This is a genomic window from Pseudarthrobacter chlorophenolicus (genome assembly GCF_000962805.1).
In the GTDB taxonomy this organism is placed as follows: Bacteria; Actinomycetota; Actinomycetes; order Actinomycetales; family Micrococcaceae; genus Arthrobacter; species Arthrobacter chlorophenolicus_A.
The window spans coordinates 40,855-57,581 of record NZ_JZTW01000006.1 but is presented as its reverse complement, the minus strand read 5'-3'; the positions used below and the strand labels follow the sequence as shown (position 1 = coordinate 57,581).

The window sequence follows — 16,727 nt, the reverse complement described above, 5'->3', positions numbered from 1 at the left end:
CAGAAGCGATTTCCGCGGCCAGCGCTGTTGCGCCCAAAGGCGGGTGCAGCGGCAGGGCGGTGTCCCTACCCCAGGTGAGAAGGAATCGATGAACATACATGTCGCCATTGATGAAGCGCGGTTCACGCGTTTTCACAAGAAGCTGGTTGCAGCGTGCATGGGAGGGCCCATCCTTGACGGCTACATCCTGAGCATCATTGCCATCGCTCTGGTAGGCATCACCGCCGAGTTCAAAACCACGGAACTCGAAACCAGCCTGATCGGCGCAGCAGCGCTGGTGGGCATCTTCTTCGGCGCAGTCCTGCTCGGTCCCCTGACGGACCGGATTGGCCGCCAACTCATGTACACCATTGACCTGTGGGTCCTGGTGATCTCCTCCGTACTGCAGTTCTTTGTCCAGGATTCCTGGCAGCTGATCATCACCCGCCTGATCGCGGGCCTGGCGATCGGCGCCGACTACCCCATCGCCAACTCGCTGCTGGCCGAGTGGCTTCCCCGCAAGCGCCGCGGACAGATGCTCGGAGTGCTCCAGGTGGGCTGGTTCATCGGAGCCGCCCTGGCGTCGCTGGTGGGCTTCGCGATCTTCGAGGTCTTCGGCGCCGGTTCATGGCGCTGGATGCTGCTCACCTCGGCGGTGCTTGGCGCCGTCGTCATGCTGATCCGGCTCGGCACCCCGGAGTCCCCGCGCTGGCTGCTGCACCACGGGCGCAAGGCCGATGCCAAGTCCGCGCTGCGCGCCGCCCTGTCGGACCAGCTGAACGTTGACCACGTCATCTTCGAATCGGCCGAACCTGCCGCTGCGGACGCAAAGAAGGTGGACCTGCGGATCCTGCTGCAGCGTCCGTACCTGAAGCGCATCATCTTCTGCAGCTCGTTCTATGCCCTGCAGGTGGGGCCGCTGTTCGCCATCTTCACGTTCGGGCCCACCATCCTGGGCGCGTTCGGCATGGGCGAAGGAAACCTGGCCAACCTCGGGTCGGTGGTCATTGACATCGTGTTCCTCGCCGGCTGCATCCCGGCGCTGAAGCTGGTTGAGACCTGGGGCCGGCGGCCACTGATCATCTGGTGCTTCGCCCTGATGGCCACCCCGCTGTTCATCCTCGGCATTTTCCCGTCGGCACCGGTGGCCGTCATTGTGGGCTGCTTCGTGGCCTACGCGCTGTTCTCCGGCGGGCCGAGCATCCTCGAGTGGGCCTACCCCAGCGAAATCTTCCCCACCCACGTCCGGGCCAGCGCCGTCGGCATCACCACTGCCGTCAGCCGTATCGGTGCCGCCCTGGGAACCTTCGCCCTCCCGTTCGGCCTTGCCTACTGGGGCATCGGCCCCACCATGCTGGTGGCGGCAATCATGACGGCGGCCGGCTTCCTGGTCTGTGTCTTCATGGCAGAGGAAACCAAGGGAATGACCCTCGCGCAGGCCGGCGGTGAAGCGGCCTCACGTCCGGCTGCCAGCTCCGCCGACCACGACGTCCCCGAACTGCAGGTCAAGTAGCGCAACCTTCACAGCACCAGACCAAGGGCGTGCTGCCCGGGACGACAGGTTCCGGGCAGCACGCCCTTCTGCTGCGTCCCCGGTGAGCGCGTCGGGGTGGAGCGGGCACCATGATGGGGCCTCCCTCCCCCGACGCCGCTGATTCTCCCCAGGTTTCGCCCCTCCAAGGCCGCGGACGACGGCGAGCGGCCGGGACACGCCGTCGTGCTCTGCCAAAGGTGGGGGGACTCAGCGCCGCCCGCCACGAAAGGGGGCGGCACCCTGGGCTACAGCAAAAGCGCGGCCGGCCGCCCGTCAGGGCAACCAGCCGCGCTTCAGCTGTGGGAATGTCCGGTCAGGCGCTGACCGGGGCCGCCACCTGCAGGAGGTGGTGTGCTTCGAGGAGGTCCGGCTCAATCCAGACCTCGTGGCCTTCGTGGAGGCTGTACAGGGTCCTGCCCTGCGAGGCGTCCGCCATCAGCCACACCATGGATGAATCAGGCATGGCGTCATCAACCACACCGTTGCGGACGGTGCGGCCGTACTGCCGGATCTCGACCGGGACGCCAATGAGGCGGTTCCAGTCCTGGTAGCGGCGCAGGCCCATGCTAGCGGAGCACCACGGTGCGGTTGCCCTGCAGGATGACCCGGCCTTCGCAGTGCCACTTCACCGCGTTGGAGAGGGCCTTGCATTCGGTGTCGCGGCCGGCGGCTACCAGGTCCTCGGGACCGTAGGTGTGGTCCACGTCCACCACCTGCTGGGAGATGATAGGTCCCTCATCCAGTTCGGCGTTGACGTAGTGCGCGGTGGCGCCCACCGTCTTGACGCCGCGTGCGTATGCCTGGTGGTACGGCTTGGCGCCCTTGAAGCTGGGCAGGAACGAGTGGTGGATGTTGATGGCCCGGCCGTCGAGCTTGCGGGTCAGGTCGTCGCTGAGCACCTGCATGTAGCGGGCCAGCACCACCAGTTCGACGTCGAGGCCGTCCACCAGTTCCATCAGCTCCGCTTCCGCTGCGGGCTTGGTGTCCGCTGTGACCGGGATGTGGTGGAACGGGATGCCGTGCCATTCCACCAGAGCCTGGTGGTCGCGGTGGTTGGACACCACTGCCACCACGTCCACCGGCAGTTCACCGATGCGGGCGCGGAACAGCAGGTCGTTGAGGCAGTGCCCGAACTTGGACACCATGATCAGTACTTTGCGCTTGGAGCCCTGGCGTTCCAGCTGCCAGCGCATGCCGAACTTCTCCGCCACGGGGGCGAAGGAGTCCCGCAAAACCTCCAGCGTGGAATCGTCGCCTTCGGAGACGAAGTGCACGCGCATGAAGAAGTGGCCTTCGGACCGCTCCCCGAACTGTTTGTTGTCGATGATGTCGCAGCCGTGCTCCAGCAGGAAGCCGGACACGGCGTGGACAATGCCAGGCCCTTCCGGGCAGTCCAGGGTCAGGACGTGCTCCACGGTGGTGGGCGCCTTGGGCGCGGGGACATGGGTTTCAGTGGCAGTCATGGTTCAGCACTCGATCACATTCACGGCGAGTCCTCCTCGGGAGGTTTCCTTGTACTTGGTTTTCATGTCGGCTCCGGTGTCGCGCATGGTCTTGATCGCCTTGTCCAGCGAGACCTTGTGGCTGCCGTCCCCGTGCAGGGCCAGCCGGGCCGCGTTGATCGCCTTGACGCTGGCGATCGCGTTCCGCTCGATGCAGGGGATCTGCACCAGCCCGCCCACGGGGTCGCAGGTCAGGCCGAGGTTGTGCTCAATGCCTACCTCGGCGGCGTTCTCCACCTGCGCCGGCGTTCCGCCGAGCACTTCGCAGAGCCCTGCAGCGGCCATGGAGCAGGCGGAGCCCACCTCGCCCTGGCAGCCCACTTCGGCGCCGGAGATCGAGGCGTTCGTCTTGAACAGGATTCCGACGGCGGCCGCCGCCAGCAGGAAGCGGACCACACCGTCGTCGTCGGCTCCCGGAACAAACTTCACGTAGTAGTGCAGGACGGCGGGCACAATGCCCGCTGCCCCGTTGGTGGGGGCGGTGACGATCCGGCCACCGGCGGCGTTTTCCTCGTTCACGGCCAGCGCGAAGAGGTTCACCCATTCCATCGCCAGCAACGGATCTGCCGGTGCCTTCACGGGAGACGGCAGCGCTGCCGCCGCTTCCGCGCTGGCAGCCGAGGCAGTCAGGGTGCGGAACAGCGACGGCGCCCGGCGGGTGACCTTCAGGCCGCCCGGCAGGATGCCCTCGGCGTTGCAGCCGTTCTCCACGCACTCCTTCATAACGGCCCAAAGCCCCAGGAGTTCTTCCCGGAGTTCGGCCTCGCTGCGCCAGGTCAGTTCGTTGGCGAGCATGACCTCGGAGATGGACATGCCTTCGCGGCTGCAGATCTGCAGGAGTTCGTCAGCCGTGGAGAACGGGTAGGGCAGGACGGTGTCATCCGCCACTACCTTGTCCGCACCCTCGGCGTCGCCGTCCACCACGAAGCCGCCGCCGATGGAGTAGTAGCTCCGCTCGCTCAGCACGGACCCGGTGTGGTCCAGCGCCCGGAACGTCATGCCGTTGGGGTGTGCGGGGAGGGACTTGCGCCGGTGGAGGACCACGTCCTCTTCCCAGTTGAAATCCACCCGGTGCGTCCCGGCGATCTGGAGTTCGGCGTTAAGTGCTGCGGCGGCCACCTGGTCATCGGCGGTGAAGGTGTTGACCGTCTCCGGCTCCAGGCCCTGCAGCCCCAGCACCACTGCCTTGTCTGAACCGTGGCCGCGGCCGGTGGCGCCCAGGGAGCCGAAGAGCTCCGACTGGACCCGGGCGGTGGAGGCCAGGTGGCCGTCGCCCTTCAGCCCGTCCGCGAAGAGCTTTGCCGCCCGCATCGGGCCCACCGTGTGTGACGACGAGGGCCCGATGCCGACAGAAAAGAGGTCAAGGACGCTCAGCGCCATCAGGGGACCTCAGGGGACGCGTACTCCCGCATGCCGTCGAGGAGCCAGCGGCCCAGGAACTCGGCGAACGAGGCCCGCGGGAAGACCCGGAAGGATTCCTCGCCGGTCTTCCACAGGAGGGCGGGGATGTTCCCGATTTCCGTGGAGTACGCGGTGCCGGCCTTGAAGACCCGGGGGTGCAGGTCCAGGGAGCAGCCCTTTTCCAGGACGGAGCGGGCCTGCGGACCGGTCAGCTCGAACGTGGTGCGGTTGGCCGAGAGGTCAACCACCTGGCCGGCGTCGCTGCCCAGGGCGTCCCGGAGCGACTGGATCAGGCTGCCACCCAGGGACTCGTGGGCTTCAGTGGGCGCAACCACCAGGAACTCGGCCGGGCCCAGCCACAGGACGGAGGTATCGCCGTTGCCGGCAACGTCTCCGGACCGGGCGGGCAGGCCGCCGGTCACGGCGGCGATGCGCTGCGCAGCGTCGGAGCCTGCGGCAGCCCGGATCCCCACCATGGTGAGGAAGGGGAGCTCGGAGATCTCAACGGTTCCGGCCAGCGAGCCTGCCGCGAACGCGTCCCGGAGCACTCCGGCCGGGCTGGTGCGGACCGCGAGGTCCTTGTCTGCCGGAGTCTTGGCGGGGGTGGGGGAAGCTGCTGTCTCAGCCATCTTTGCGGGTCCCTTCGGAGTCAAAAAGCACTGTCTCTGCAACAACCACGTCCACCAGCTGGTCGCCGGCGGCTGCAATCAGCGTTTCGCCGATGCGGTTGCGTCCGTTCTTGATCAGGGCCAGGCCGAACGAACGGCCCAGCGCTGCGCTGTGGTAGCTGGAGGTGACGAACCCTTCCATCGGCACGGGGCCGTAGGCCGGGTTGGTAGAGCGTCCCTTTTCCACCAGCTGCGTGCCTTCGGGCAGCCGCAGTGTGCGGTCCACGGGAAGGACGCTGACCAGGTGCTTGCGGTCTTCACGCTGGGCGTCCACGCGGGAGTAGGAACGCTTGCCGATGAAGTCCTTGGCCTTGGAGACGATCCACTCCATGCCGGCATCCTGCGGGGTGACGGTGCCGTCCGTGTCCTGCCCGACGATCGGGTAGCCCTTCTCGGCGCGGAGCACGTGCATGGTTTCGGTGCCGTACGGGGTGATGTTGAACTCGGCACCTGCTGCGGCCACGGACTCCCAGGTGTTCAGGCCGTACCAGGCCGGAACGTTGATTTCATAGGCGAGTTCGCCGGAGAAGGAGATCCGGCAGACCCGGGCCCGGACGCCGGAGGCGAGGGTGGTTTCACGGAAGGTCATGAACGGGAAGTTCTCGGCATCCAGTCCGCCGTTGGCTGCCAGTTCCGGGGCCACCTTGGCGATCACTTCGCGGGACTTGGGTCCCACGACGGCGATGGTGTTCCACTGCTCCGTCACCGAGGTGCACTGGACGTCCAGCTCAGGCCATTCGGTCTGCAGCCATTCCTCCAGGTGGTCCAGCACCTTCGCGGCACCGCCGGTGGTGGTGGTCATGAAGAAGGTGTCTTCATCCAGCCGGAGGGTCACGCCGTCGTCGAAGATCATGCCGTCGGCCAGGCACATCACGCCGTAGCGTGCCGAGCCCGGGGCGAGCTTCTTGAAGGCGTTGGTGTAGACGCGGTTCAGGAACTCGCCCGCGTCCTTGCCGCGGATTTCGATCTTGCCCAGGGTGGTGGCGTCCATGAAGCCCACGGAGTCGCGGACGGCGGCGCATTCGCGCAGCACGGCAGCGTCCATGTCCTCCCCGCCCTGCGGGTAGTACCAGGGGCGCTTCCACTGCCCTACGTCCTCGAAGAGCGCGCCCTTGGCAACGTGCCACGGCTGGATCGAGGTGATGCGGGCGGGGTCGAAGAGCTCACCGCGCTGGCGTCCGGCCAGTGCCGCGAAGGCCACCGGGGTGAACGGTGCGCGGTAGGTGGTGGTGCCGATGTCGCCGATGCCGCGGGAAGCCTCGCCGGCCGTGCGCAGGGCCGCCGCGATCACGCCGATGGCGTTCACGCCGGAGGTCTTGCCCTGGTCGTTGGCGGTGCTGATGGAGGTGTACCGCTTGATGTGCTCCACGGAGCGCATGCCGGCACCGGTGGAACGGAGGACGTCCGCCACGGACTGGTCGCGCTGGAAGTCGACGAAGTGGTGGTGCCAGTCGTCCGGGGTACCTTCCTCGCCCGGCACCAGCCACAGCTGGCGGGTGGGGGCGGAAGCCTTCGGCTCCGAGAGAACGGAAGGCTCGACGGCGGACTCGAAGCCCGCGGCGATGGCCGCCTTCGCGCCGGCGGAGATGCCCTCGGCGAGGCAGTCCGCGGTGGCGAAGGAACCACGGCCGGAGCCGATGGTCTGCTGGTTGGGAACTTCGGTGCTGGGCACGAAGGCTGCCAGCTCGTCGTCCCAGCGCAGTTTGCCCTGGCGCTGCGAGTGCAGGTGCACCAGCGGGCTCCAGCCGCCGGAGACTGCCAGCAGGTCTGCTGCGATCTGCTCGACGCCGGAGGTGAGTTCGCCGTCGTCGTTGATGCTGCGGACGGTGACGCCATCCAACCGCCCGCTGGAATCAGCGGAGGTGTTGGCCACGGCGCTGCCGATCAGCACCCGGAGGCCGGATTCGACGGCGGCAGTTGCCGCGGCGGTGAGCTTCGGACGGGCGTCCACGACGGCTGCGACCTTGACGCCGGCGGCGGCGAGGTCGGCGGCGGTGGCGTAGGCGCTGTCATTGGTGGTGCTGATGACCACGCGCTGGCCGGCGGCCACGGCGTACCGGTTCAGGTAGCTGCGGACGGCCGAGGCGAGCATGATGCCGGGGCGGTCGTTGTTCTCGAACACCAGGGGACGCTCGTGGGCGCCCGGTGCAAGCACAACCTGGCTGGCACGGATGTGCCAAATCCGCTGGCGGGAGACGCCGGGGGCAGCGGGGCTGGTGAGGTGGTCGGTGCGGTTCTGGACGGCGATGACGTAGTTGGCGTCGTAGGCGCCGAACGCGGTGGTGCGGTTCAGGACCGTGGATTCCGCGCCGGAAACCAGTTCGGCTTCGACGTCGGCCACCCATTCGAGGGCCGGTTTGCCTTCGATGGTTTCGGCGAGGCCTTCGGCGGTGGAGCCGGAGAGCAGGGAGCCGCCGAGTTCGGGCTGGTCATCGAGCAGCATGACGCGGGCACCGGTGCGGACGGCTTCGCGGGCAGCAGCGAGTCCGGCGGGGCCGCCGCCGATCACCAGGACATCCGTGTGGACGTACTTCTTGTCGTATTCGGCGCGGTCCTCGGCCGGGTCCAGCTTGCCCAGGCCGTTGAGCTGGAGGGCCTGGAGTCCGTCAACGAGGGAAACGGTGGTGGCAGGGAGCATGGACTCGGCCACGTGGCCGGGGAAGCGGGCTTCCACGCGGACCAGCGCGTTGGCTTCTTCGACGCCGGCGGACATGATGCCGCGGTGCCGGTCCTCGTAGAGGGAGTTGCCGGCGGCGATGCGGCCGTTGGCGAGCAGTGCTGAGGCCAGGGTGTCGCCGGGGTGTCCGGTGAACTCCTCGCCGTCCACGGTGAAGCGCCAGGAGATGGTGCGGTCGATGCGGCCGCCGGTGGCCAGGCGGGCGTTCTGGGAGGTCACTTGGTGGCTCCTTCCGGGGCTGCAGTGGTGGAGGAAAGGCTGGTGCCTGATGTGCTGGGCGCGGCGGTCCCGGTGGTGGTGCTGTCCGCGGCAAGGCTGGCGGTACCGGACTCGGCGCCGGTGGTTCCGGCCCGGTCAGGCCGCGGCGCTCCCATCGGGTAGATCGCCTGGATGTCGTAGCTCACGGTGTCGCGGAGCATGTTGAACCACTGGCGGCAGCCGGTGCTGTGGACCCAGCGTTCGGCGAAGGTGCCCTTGGTGTTGCTGCGGTAGAAGAGGTAGCGGGACCACTCCGTGTCGCTGAGCTCGTTGGGGTTCTCGGGGTAGGCGACGTGGGCCTGTCCCCCGTAGTGGAATTCGGTTTCGTCCCGCGGGCCGCAGTTGGGGCATGGGATCAGCAGCATGTGCGTTAGTCCTTATCTCGTGGCAGCGGCTAGTGGGCCACGGCGGCGGCGCCGTGTTCGTCGATGAGGGCGCCGGTTTCGAAGCGTTCCAGGGAGAACGGCGCGTTCAGCTTGTGCGGGGCGCCGGTGGCGATGGTGTGCGCGAAGGTCATGCCTGCCGCGGGGGTGCCCTTGAAGCCGCCGGTACCCCAGCCGCAGTTCACGAACATGTTTTCCACGGGGGTGGTGCCGACAATCGGCGAGGCGTCCAGGGTGGTGTCCACGATGCCGCCCCACGTCCGGAGCACGTGGGCCCGGGCGAAGATGGGGAAGAGTTCGACGGCGGCCGCCATTTGCTGCTCGATCACGTGGAAGGAGCCGCGCTGGCCATAGCCGTTATAGGAGTCCACGCCGGCGCCCATGACCAGTTCGCCCTTGTGCGCCTGTGAAACGTAGACGTGGACGTGGTTGGACATGACCACCGTGGGGTGGACCGGTTCGTGCAGTTCGGAAACCAGGGCCTGCAGCGGGTGGGACTGGATGGGCAGTTCGAAGCCCGCCATCTCAGCCAGGACCGAGCTGTGGCCGGCGGCGCAGAGGCCAACCTTTTCGGTGTTGATGGTGCCGCGGCTGGTCTTGACGCCCACCACGCGGTCGCCGTCCTTGAGGAATCCGGTCACTTCGCAGTTCTGGATGATGTCCACGCCCAGTTCGTCGCATTTGCGGGCGAAGGCCCAGGCAACATGGTCGTGCTTGGCGATGCCGGCCCGGGGCTGGTAGGTGGCACCCATGACCGGGTAGCGGATGTTGTCGCTGATGTTCAGGATGGGGCAGAGTTTCTTGACCTGCTGCGGGTCCAGCCATTCAGCGTCAACACCGTTGAGCTTGTTGGCACCCACGCGGCGCATGCTTTCACGCACGTCGCCCAGGGTGTGGGCCAGGTTCATCACGCCGCGCTGGCTGAACAGGAAGTCGTACTCGAGTTCCTCGGGCAGGATTTCCCAGAGCTTGAGGGCGTGCTCGTAGATGGCGGCGCTCTCGTCCCAGAGGTAGTTGGAACGGATGATGGTGGTGTTGCGGGCCATGTTGCCACCGGCCAGCCAGCCCTTTTCCAGCACCGCGATGTTGGTCATGCCGTGGTTTTTGGCCAGGAAGTATGCGGTGGCCAGGCCGTGCCCGCCGCCGCCTACGATCACGGCGTCGTAGGAGGACTTGGGTTCCGGGTTGCGCCAGAGGAAATCCGGGTGTTCGGGGAGGTGGGGGGCGCTCACTGGGCTGCTCCAATCAGGTCTGCTTCGGCACCGGCCAGGCTGGTGCTGTTCTCGGAAAGATGCGGGTAAAGGGGGAACTGCTCGGCGAGCGCCGTGACGCGCGCGCGGAGTTCGACGGCGGTCTCCCCGGGCAGGGTGCCGGTGGACGCGGAGGCGATGAGCGCCGTCGCGATGATGTCTGCAACCTCGGCGAATTCGGTGGCGCCGAAGCCGCGGGCGGCGAGGGCGGGGGTGCCGATGCGCAGGCCTGAGGAGACCATCGGCGGGCGGGGGTCGAACGGGACGGCGTTGCGGTTGACCGTGATGCCGATGTGGTGGAGGGCGTCCTCGCCCTGCTGGCCGTCGAGCTCGGAGTGGCGGAGGTCAACCAGGACCAGGTGCACGTCGGTGCCGCCGTTGACCACGGAGATTCCGGCTTCCTGGACGTCCGGCTGCAGGAGGCGTTCGGCCAGCAGCTGGGCACCGTTCAGGACGCGCTCCTGGCGTTCCTTGAATTCGGGGGTTGCGGCGAGTTTGAAGGCCACGGCCTTGGCGGCGACCACGTGCTCCAGCGGTCCGCCCTGCTGGCCGGGGAACACGGCGGAGTTGATCTTCTTGGCGTATTCCTCCTTGGCGAGGATGACGCCGCCGCGGGGTCCGCCGAGGGTCTTGTGCGTGGTGGTGGTGACCACGTCCGCGTAGGGGACGGGGTTCGGGTGCAGGCCTGCGGCCACCAGGCCGGCGAAGTGTGCCATGTCCACCATCAGGTAGGCGCCCACCAGGTCGGCGATCCGGCGGAACTCGGCGAAGTCGAGCTGGCGGGAGTACGCGGACCAGCCGGCAACGATCAGCTTGGGCTTGTGCTCCAGGGCCAGCGCTTCCACCTCGGCCATGTCCACCCGGAGGTCGTCCTCACGGACGTGGTACGGCACCACGTTGTAGAGCTTGCCGGAGAAGTTGATCTTCATGCCGTGGGTGAGGTGGCCGCCGTGGGCGAGGGACAGGCCCAGGATGGTGTCCCCCGGGTTCAGCAGGGCAAACATGGCTGCGGCGTTGGCCTGGGCGCCGGAGTGCGGCTGAACGTTGGCGAATTCGGCACCGAACAGGGCCTTGACGCGGTCGATCGCCAGCTGTTCGATCACATCGACGTGCTCGCAGCCGCCGTAGTAGCGCTTGCCGGGGTAGCCCTCGGCGTACTTGTTGGTGAGGACCGAGCCCTGCGCCTCCATCACTGCCGACGGAGCGAAGTTCTCCGAGGCGATCATTTCCAGGGTGGACTGCTGGCGGTGCAGTTCCAGTGCAACGGCGGCGGCGACGTCGGCGTCCACCGTGGCGAGCGAGGCGTTGAGTGCGTCCTGCATGTTTCTCCTTCTAAACCTGAAAGTCCTGATCCGTAACTGATCTGTAACTGATATATTAGAACTGATGTAATAGTATGTTCCAGATCACTTAGCAGTCAATAGCCACCCGGGAAGAGAGCGCAACATGGCCGTAATGCTGGAGAACTCCATCGCCGGCGAGGAGGACCTTTCGCTCTCCGAGCGGGCCTACCGGCATCTCCGGGACCGCCTCATCATGCTGGACATCCGCCCGGGCGACCCCATCAACGACGGCAAGCTGGCCGCAGAGCTTGGCATTGGGCGAACCCCGGTGCGGGAAGCGCTCAAGCGACTGGAAAGCGACCACCTGGTGGTTTCCTACCCCCGCAGGGGAACGTTTGCCACCATTGTCGACATCACTGAACTCGCCGATGTTTCCGAGCTGCGCGAGTCGCTGGAGCCCTTGGCGGCCAAGCGGGCAGCCAAGCTGGCCACGCCTGCCCTGCGGGCCGAGATCCGGGAAACGGCCGCCGCAATCGCAGGCATGGGCGGCGACGATGACCCCTACGACCTGATGCGCTATGACATCAAGGTCCACCGGCTGATCTACCGGGCCGCTGCGAACGCGCACCTGGAAGACGTCCTGATCCGCTACGACAACCTTGCCACCCGCATCTGGTGCATGGTGCTGGAAAAGGTCCCGTCCGTGTCATCACACATTGCCGAGCACGTTGAACTGCTCGAGGCAGTGGCCGACGGCGATTCCGAGCGCGCGGGCAAGCTCGCCCTGGAGCACGTCACGAGCTTCGAGCAGGCCATCCGCAACGTGCTGTAGGCGGGGACGCCGGGGCCCCTGCGCTCAGGGTCGGGCCGCTACGGATCCAGGCGCTTGCGCAGGAGGCAGAACTCGTTGCCCTCGGGGTCCTGCAGGACGTGCCAGCTTTCGTCGCCGGCCTGCCCCACATCGGCGGGCCGGGCACCCAGGGCCAGCAGGCGTTCCAGCTCGGCGGCCTGGTCCCGGTCCACCGGGTTGACGTCGATGTGCAGCGGCAGCCGGCCGGTCCGCGGATTGCTGCTGGGGCTCAGGATGATGGTGGGCTGCAGTCCGCCGAACCCGGCGGGAGGCCCGATCTCGACGTAGCCGTCCTCCCGGTCGAGCTCCACATAACCGAGGACCTCGCACCAGAACCGGGCCAGCAGCTCGGGATCATTGCAGTTCAGGACCAGTTCACTGATGCGGCATGACATGGTGGCCAGTGTACGGGCAGGCGGCCTCCATCAGGCCGATTTCCACAGCAACAGGGGGCGCCGCGTTCGTGCCGACGGCGCGTCAGCGGCGGATTGCCCGCGGCAGGAACGCCATGGGCTCGCGCCTGAACTGCGTCAGGGCCGATTCAATGGCGCCGTGGACCACAGCTTCCGCGCCGAAGGTGCTGGCAACGAGGTCCGGAAGCGGCAGGCCGGAGTCAGCCGGCAGCAGCGTGCGCGCGCGTTCCAGGACCGGCTCGATGGCGCGCGAAATCCCGCCCGCTATGACCACCCGCTCGATATCCAGGAGGCTGGAGAGCACCACGGCGATCCGCGCCAGCCGGGCACCGAGCCGGGCAATGATGTCCAGGGCCAGCGGGTCCCCCTCGCGGGCCGACTGGAAGACATCTTCCGCAGTGATGTCCTCGTCGGGGATTCGGCGCAGCGATGTGTCTCCGCCGTAGGAACGGACCAGCGTGCGTGCCCATTTCCGGGCCAGCGCCCCGAACCCGTCCGAGGTCCCCTCCTCCGGTTCGAGCTTGCTGTCCGAAAGGATGTCCAGGAACCGCATCTCACCGGCGCCTCCCCTGCGTCCGCGCAGCAGGCGCCCATCGACGATCAGGCCGGCACCGAACCGCTCACCCGACAGCAGGGTTGCCACGTTTGCCGACGGCTCCTGCGCGTGTTCGGCGATGGCCGCGAGGTTGGCGTCGTTTTCAATGGTGACTGCGCCGTCAAGGTGCTGGTCGAACCCGGAGTTCATCAGCTGCCAGAATTCTCCGGCCCCTGGAGACCTGCCGTCCGCATCCACCGGCGCGGGTACTCCCACCACGGTCAGCAGCACATCGGCGGCGTCGCAGCCCGCATCGGCCAGCGCCTGCCGGATCAGCTCCTGTGCGCCGGCAACGCGGCCGGCGCGTCCCAGCGCGTGTGAGTCGATGCTTTGGCGCCGCTTGGCGAGCTCACGTCCACGGAGGTCCGCGACGATGGTGGTGAGGTGGCCTTCGCCGGCATCGAGCCCCACCACTACCCCCGCGGCCTCGCGCAACCGGTAGCGGCGCGCAGGCCGGCCTTTAAGGGCTGGGCCGGCCTCGCCGCCGTCGGTTACTTCCTCGAGCCAGCCGGCGTCAACCAGGCCGTCGCAGACGCCCAGCACCGTGGCACGGGTGAGCCCGGTGGCCCCCATGGCTTCCCCGGCCGTGAACACCTGCTCCTCAAGGGCGAAGCGCAGCAGCGCTCCGGAGTTGATCTGCCGTAACAGTTGCGTCGAGCTCGCCGTAGTTCCGTCCACCCCTTGACGATAGCCCCTGCGTCCCCCATCCTCATATAGGACCTAAATATAAGATCCAAATAAAACCTGATCCACCCCCTCTTAGGAGCCGATGTTGCCACCTTTGCCGTCCGCCGGGACACCACTCTCCCGGCGTACCTTCCTAGCCGCCGCAGGAGGCTCCCTGGCCGCGTTCAGCCTTGCGGCGTGCAGCCCGGCCGGAGCCCAGCCCACCATCACCTTCCACCAGTCGAAACCGGAAGCGGTCCCCTACTTCCGCGACCTCACCGCGAAATTCACCGCGTCCCAGGACCGCTTCCGCGTCCTGCATGACATGGCCACGAACCTCTCTGCCAGCTTCGTCCGCAGCAGCCCTCCGGATCTTGGCTGCCTCAACTACAACCTGGAGATGGCGCGGTTCATGGAGCGCGGCGCACTCTCGGACCTGGCAGACCTTCCGGAAGCGGCATCCATCCGCGGCGACGTCCTCGACCTCACCAACTGGTACCCCACCTACCCGGGCCGTACCAGCGTTATCCCCTACTCGGTCATGGCGGCGTCGGTCATCTACAACCGGCGCATCTTCGAGGCGAACGGCCTCTCGGTCCCCACCACCTGGGACGAACTCATCGATGTCTGCGAACGCCTCAAGGCCGTGGGCATCACTCCGATCTACGGCACGTTCCGGGATCCGTGGACCATCGCGCAGGGCCTGTTCGACTACACCGTGGGCGGGATGGTGGATGTGCGCGGCTTCTACCAGTCCATGCACGGAGCGGGCGAGAAGGTGGGACCGGATTCCGAGGTCTCCTTCCAGAAAACACTGCTGGAACCTGTCCGGCGCATGGTCCAGCTGAAGAAGTACGTCAACGCCGATGCCGCCAGCCGCGGCTACGGGGACGGCAACACCGCCATGGCGCAGGGGCAGGCAGCCATGTATTTCCAGGGGCCGTGGGCCTTCGGTGAAATCGAAAAGGCCGGCACCGACGTCGACCTTGGCACTTTCCCCCTGCCGGTGACCGACAACCCCGCCGACCTCAAGGTCCGCGTCAACATCGACCTTTCACTCTGGGTCCCCGAGGTTTCGAACGGCCAGCAGGGGGCGCGCGCCTTTATCCAGTACCTGATGCAGCCGGAGATCCAGGACACCTACAACGCCAAATTCCTGGGATTCGGCACGGTCAAGGATGCCCCGCCGGTCACCGACCCCAGGATCGTGGAAATGCAGAAGTACTACGACGAGGGCCGCTTCTATATGGGCGCGTCACAGTTCATCCCCAACACGATTCCCGCCGCCAACTACATCCAGTCGATCATCGGCGGCGCCGATGCCGAAGGCACCCTGCGCCGCATGGACGCCGACTGGGCGCGCCTGGCCTTCCGCGCGTAACCCCCAAACAGACCAAGGCACGAAACGAGGACCATCCATGTCATCAATGACAAGACCTTCGACCCGGGCGGTGGTGGCGCCGCCGGCAGCGGCCGAAGCACCGCGGGCCCGCAAGAGCAGGGTTGACCCGCTCTACTATTTCTTCCTGTTCCCGTCCCTGGCCATCTTCACGCTCGCCGTTACTCTGCCCGCCGTGCTGGGCTTCGTCTACAGCTTCACCAACTCCGTGGGGTTCGGCGACTTTGAATTCATCGGCATCCGGAACTTCATCGCCGTGTTCCAGGATGACGGAATCCTGGGCTCTTACGGATTCACGCTCGCCTTCTCGCTGGTAACGGTCATCCTGGTGAACATCGTGGCCTTCTTCCTGGCCCTGGGACTCACGTCCCGCATCCGCTTCCGCGCCGCGCTGCGCACCGTCTTCGTGATCCCGATGGTGATATCCGGCATTGTCATCGCCTTCGTGTTCCAGTACCTCTTCTCGAATTCGCTGCCGCTGGCCGGCCAAAGCCTGGGCATCGAGCCGCTCGCCACGAGCATCCTGGCCAACCCCGACCTTGCCTGGCTGGCTATCGTCCTGGTCACGGCATGGCAGTCGATTCCGAGCGCCATGCTGATCTACATCGCCGGGCTCCTCACCGTTTCCCCGGAGGTCTACGAGGCCAGCTCCATCGACGGCGCCACCCCCTGGCACAACCTCCGGCACATCACCCTGCCGTTGGTGGCCGGGTACGCCGTGATCAACACGGTCCTGGGCTTCAAGAACTACCTCAACACCTACGACATCATCGTGGGCCTGACCGACGGCGGCCCCGGAGTCTCCACGCGCAGCGTCGCCATGGCCATCTTCCGCGGCTTCGAGGGCGGCGACTACGCCTACCAGATGGCCAACGCCGTGATCTTCTTCCTCATCAGCGTGGCCATCGCACTCATCCAGCTCCGCTTCACCCGTGGCAAAGGAGGGATCGCAGCATGAGCACCGCGACCCGCACCATCCCAGCAAAACCGTCGGCCACCGGGAAGCGGCGGCCCCTTGGCGGCCAGGAGCGCACCAACTGGCCGGCAACCGCCGTCCTGATCGTCTGCACCCTCGGCGTGCTCGTCCCGCTGTACGTGACCGTCAGCATGGCGTTCAAGACCACCGGCCAGGCTGTCGACGGCAACGCATTTTCCCTGCCCAGCCCCCTGACCTTTGACAGCTTTGTCCAGGCCTGGACCCTGACGAACTTCTCCCGCGGCTTTGCCATCTCCGTCTTCGTGTCCGTCATCGCCGTGGTGGGGGAGATCGTGGTGTCGGCCCTGGCAGCCTACGCAATTGTCCGGAACTGGGACCGCAAGCTTTTCCGCTGGTCCTTCTTCTACCTGCTCGCGGCGATGTTCATCCCGTTCCCCGTCGTGGCACTGCCGCAGATCCAGCTCACGGGCCTGGTGGGGCTCGACAACCCACTCGGCGTCGCCATCCTGCACATCGTTTTCGCCCTGGCATTCAACACCATGCTGTTCACGGCATTCCTCCGTTCCATCCCGCTGGAGCTGGAGGAAAGCATGCGCATGGACGGCGCCGGGACCTGGCAGGTTTTCTGGCGTCTCATCTTCCCGCTGCTCGGGCCCATGAGCGCCACGGTGGGGATCTTCGCCTTCATCGCATCCTGGAACGACTTCATGATGCCTTCGCTCATCATTTCCGACCCCGAGATGCAGACCATTCCGGTACTGCAGAAGATCTTCCAGACGCAGTTCAGCAACAGCTACAACGTGGCCTTCGCCTCATACCTGATGGCCATGGCACCGGCCATCGTGGTCTATCTGTTCACCCAGCGCTGGGTCATGTCCGGCCTCACCCAGGGCGCCGTCAAGTAATTCCGGCACCTCAGCAATCTCCATCCA

Annotated in this window: 15 protein-coding genes; 5 read left to right on the top strand and 10 right to left on the bottom strand. The window is 66.6% G+C overall.

Annotated elements, in window-relative coordinates; translation table 11 throughout:
- Positions 1-88 precede the first annotated feature (88 nt).
- A complete protein-coding gene (locus tag UC32_RS08060; RefSeq protein ID WP_045730721.1) occupies positions 89-1,492 on the top strand; it encodes an MFS transporter in 1,404 nt (467 codons plus the stop codon).
- A gap of 334 nt (positions 1,493-1,826) precedes the next feature.
- On the opposite strand, the gene UC32_RS08055 is transcribed toward UC32_RS08060, so the two are convergent.
- Genes UC32_RS08055 through glyA form a run of 8 tightly spaced genes read right to left on the bottom strand, consistent with a single transcriptional unit; the run spans position 1,827 to position 10,974 of the window.
- Positions 1,827-2,078: a hypothetical protein gene (locus tag UC32_RS08055; RefSeq protein ID WP_045730720.1), complete on the bottom strand. Its 252-nt coding sequence runs from the start codon at positions 2,076-2,078 to the stop codon at positions 1,827-1,829.
- Position 2,079: 1 nt separating this feature from the next.
- The gene (purU, locus tag UC32_RS08050) at positions 2,080-2,976 is read right to left on the bottom strand and encodes a formyltetrahydrofolate deformylase (protein ID WP_045730719.1); all 897 of its coding nucleotides are present in this window, start codon (positions 2,974-2,976) and stop codon (positions 2,080-2,082) included.
- Positions 2,977-2,979: 3 nt separating this feature from the next.
- Positions 2,980-4,395, bottom strand: a complete 1,416-nt coding sequence (locus UC32_RS08045) for an L-serine ammonia-lyase (protein WP_045730718.1) — start codon at positions 4,393-4,395, stop codon at positions 2,980-2,982.
- The gene (locus UC32_RS08040) at positions 4,395-5,045 is read right to left on the bottom strand and encodes a sarcosine oxidase subunit gamma (protein WP_045730717.1); all 651 of its coding nucleotides are present in this window, start codon (positions 5,043-5,045) and stop codon (positions 4,395-4,397) included. The genes UC32_RS08045 and UC32_RS08040 overlap by 1 nt, the downstream gene beginning before the upstream one ends.
- Complete coding sequence (locus UC32_RS08035; RefSeq protein ID WP_045730716.1) at positions 5,038-7,980, bottom strand: 2Fe-2S iron-sulfur cluster-binding protein; 2,943 nt, start codon at positions 7,978-7,980, stop codon at positions 5,038-5,040. Before UC32_RS08035 ends, UC32_RS08040 begins: the two co-directional genes overlap by 8 nt.
- Positions 7,977-8,384: a sarcosine oxidase subunit delta gene (locus UC32_RS08030; RefSeq protein WP_045730715.1), complete on the bottom strand. Its 408-nt coding sequence runs from the start codon at positions 8,382-8,384 to the stop codon at positions 7,977-7,979. The genes UC32_RS08035 and UC32_RS08030 overlap by 4 nt, the downstream gene beginning before the upstream one ends.
- A gap of 29 nt (positions 8,385-8,413) precedes the next feature.
- On the bottom strand, positions 8,414-9,634 hold the full coding sequence (locus tag UC32_RS08025) for a sarcosine oxidase subunit beta family protein (protein ID WP_045730714.1): 1,221 nt from the start codon (positions 9,632-9,634) through the stop codon (positions 8,414-8,416).
- On the bottom strand, positions 9,631-10,974 hold the full coding sequence (glyA, locus tag UC32_RS08020) for a serine hydroxymethyltransferase (RefSeq protein WP_045730713.1): 1,344 nt from the start codon (positions 10,972-10,974) through the stop codon (positions 9,631-9,633). Before glyA ends, UC32_RS08025 begins: the two co-directional genes overlap by 4 nt.
- Positions 10,975-11,098: 124 nt before the next feature.
- Between glyA and UC32_RS08015 the strand changes: the two genes are divergently transcribed.
- Positions 11,099-11,767, top strand: coding sequence for a GntR family transcriptional regulator (locus tag UC32_RS08015; protein WP_015938747.1), 669 nt, complete (start codon positions 11,099-11,101; stop codon positions 11,765-11,767).
- A 38-nt stretch (positions 11,768-11,805) separates the two neighbouring features.
- On the opposite strand, the gene UC32_RS08010 is transcribed toward UC32_RS08015, so the two are convergent.
- Both UC32_RS08010 and UC32_RS08005 read right to left on the bottom strand, forming a co-directional pair.
- Positions 11,806-12,180, bottom strand: a complete 375-nt coding sequence (locus UC32_RS08010; RefSeq protein ID WP_045730712.1) for a VOC family protein — start codon at positions 12,178-12,180, stop codon at positions 11,806-11,808.
- 82 nt (positions 12,181-12,262) lie between these two features.
- The gene (locus tag UC32_RS08005) at positions 12,263-13,471 is read right to left on the bottom strand and encodes an ROK family transcriptional regulator (RefSeq protein ID WP_045730711.1); all 1,209 of its coding nucleotides are present in this window, start codon (positions 13,469-13,471) and stop codon (positions 12,263-12,265) included.
- Between the two features lie 91 nt (positions 13,472-13,562).
- Between UC32_RS08005 and UC32_RS08000 the strand changes: the two genes are divergently transcribed.
- From UC32_RS08000 to UC32_RS07990, 3 genes are read left to right on the top strand one after another with little or no spacing between them, the layout of a single operon-like run.
- Positions 13,563-14,840, top strand: coding sequence for an ABC transporter substrate-binding protein (locus tag UC32_RS08000; RefSeq protein ID WP_200896351.1), 1,278 nt, complete (start codon positions 13,563-13,565; stop codon positions 14,838-14,840).
- Between the two features lie 37 nt (positions 14,841-14,877).
- Positions 14,878-15,816, top strand: coding sequence for a carbohydrate ABC transporter permease (locus UC32_RS07995; protein ID WP_045730709.1), 939 nt, complete (start codon positions 14,878-14,880; stop codon positions 15,814-15,816).
- The gene (locus UC32_RS07990; RefSeq protein WP_045730708.1) at positions 15,813-16,700 is read left to right on the top strand and encodes a carbohydrate ABC transporter permease; all 888 of its coding nucleotides are present in this window, start codon (positions 15,813-15,815) and stop codon (positions 16,698-16,700) included. Before UC32_RS07995 ends, UC32_RS07990 begins: the two co-directional genes overlap by 4 nt.
- Positions 16,701-16,727 lie beyond the last annotated feature (27 nt).

Excerpts from the sequence above, each read along its gene's own strand:
- UC32_RS08060 (WP_045730721.1), top strand. The coding sequence starts at position 89 with ATGAACATACATGTCGCCATTGATGAAGCGCGGTTCACGCGTTTTCAC.
- UC32_RS08055 (WP_045730720.1), bottom strand. The coding sequence starts at position 2,078 with ATGGGCCTGCGCCGCTACCAGGACTGGAACCGCCTCATTGGCGTCCCG.
- purU (WP_045730719.1), bottom strand. The coding sequence starts at position 2,976 with ATGACTGCCACTGAAACCCATGTCCCCGCGCCCAAGGCGCCCACCACC.
- UC32_RS08045 (WP_045730718.1), bottom strand. The coding sequence starts at position 4,395 with ATGGCGCTGAGCGTCCTTGACCTCTTTTCTGTCGGCATCGGGCCCTCG.
- UC32_RS08040 (WP_045730717.1), bottom strand. The coding sequence starts at position 5,045 with ATGGCTGAGACAGCAGCTTCCCCCACCCCCGCCAAGACTCCGGCAGAC.
- UC32_RS08030 (WP_045730715.1), bottom strand. The coding sequence starts at position 8,384 with ATGCTGCTGATCCCATGCCCCAACTGCGGCCCGCGGGACGAAACCGAA.
- glyA (WP_045730713.1), bottom strand. The coding sequence starts at position 10,974 with ATGCAGGACGCACTCAACGCCTCGCTCGCCACGGTGGACGCCGACGTC.
- UC32_RS08015 (WP_015938747.1), top strand. The coding sequence starts at position 11,099 with ATGGCCGTAATGCTGGAGAACTCCATCGCCGGCGAGGAGGACCTTTCG.
- UC32_RS08010 (WP_045730712.1), bottom strand. The coding sequence starts at position 12,180 with ATGTCATGCCGCATCAGTGAACTGGTCCTGAACTGCAATGATCCCGAG.
- UC32_RS08000 (WP_200896351.1), top strand. The coding sequence starts at position 13,563 with ATGTTGCCACCTTTGCCGTCCGCCGGGACACCACTCTCCCGGCGTACC.
- UC32_RS07995 (WP_045730709.1), top strand. The coding sequence starts at position 14,878 with ATGTCATCAATGACAAGACCTTCGACCCGGGCGGTGGTGGCGCCGCCG.
- UC32_RS07990 (WP_045730708.1), top strand. The coding sequence starts at position 15,813 with ATGAGCACCGCGACCCGCACCATCCCAGCAAAACCGTCGGCCACCGGG.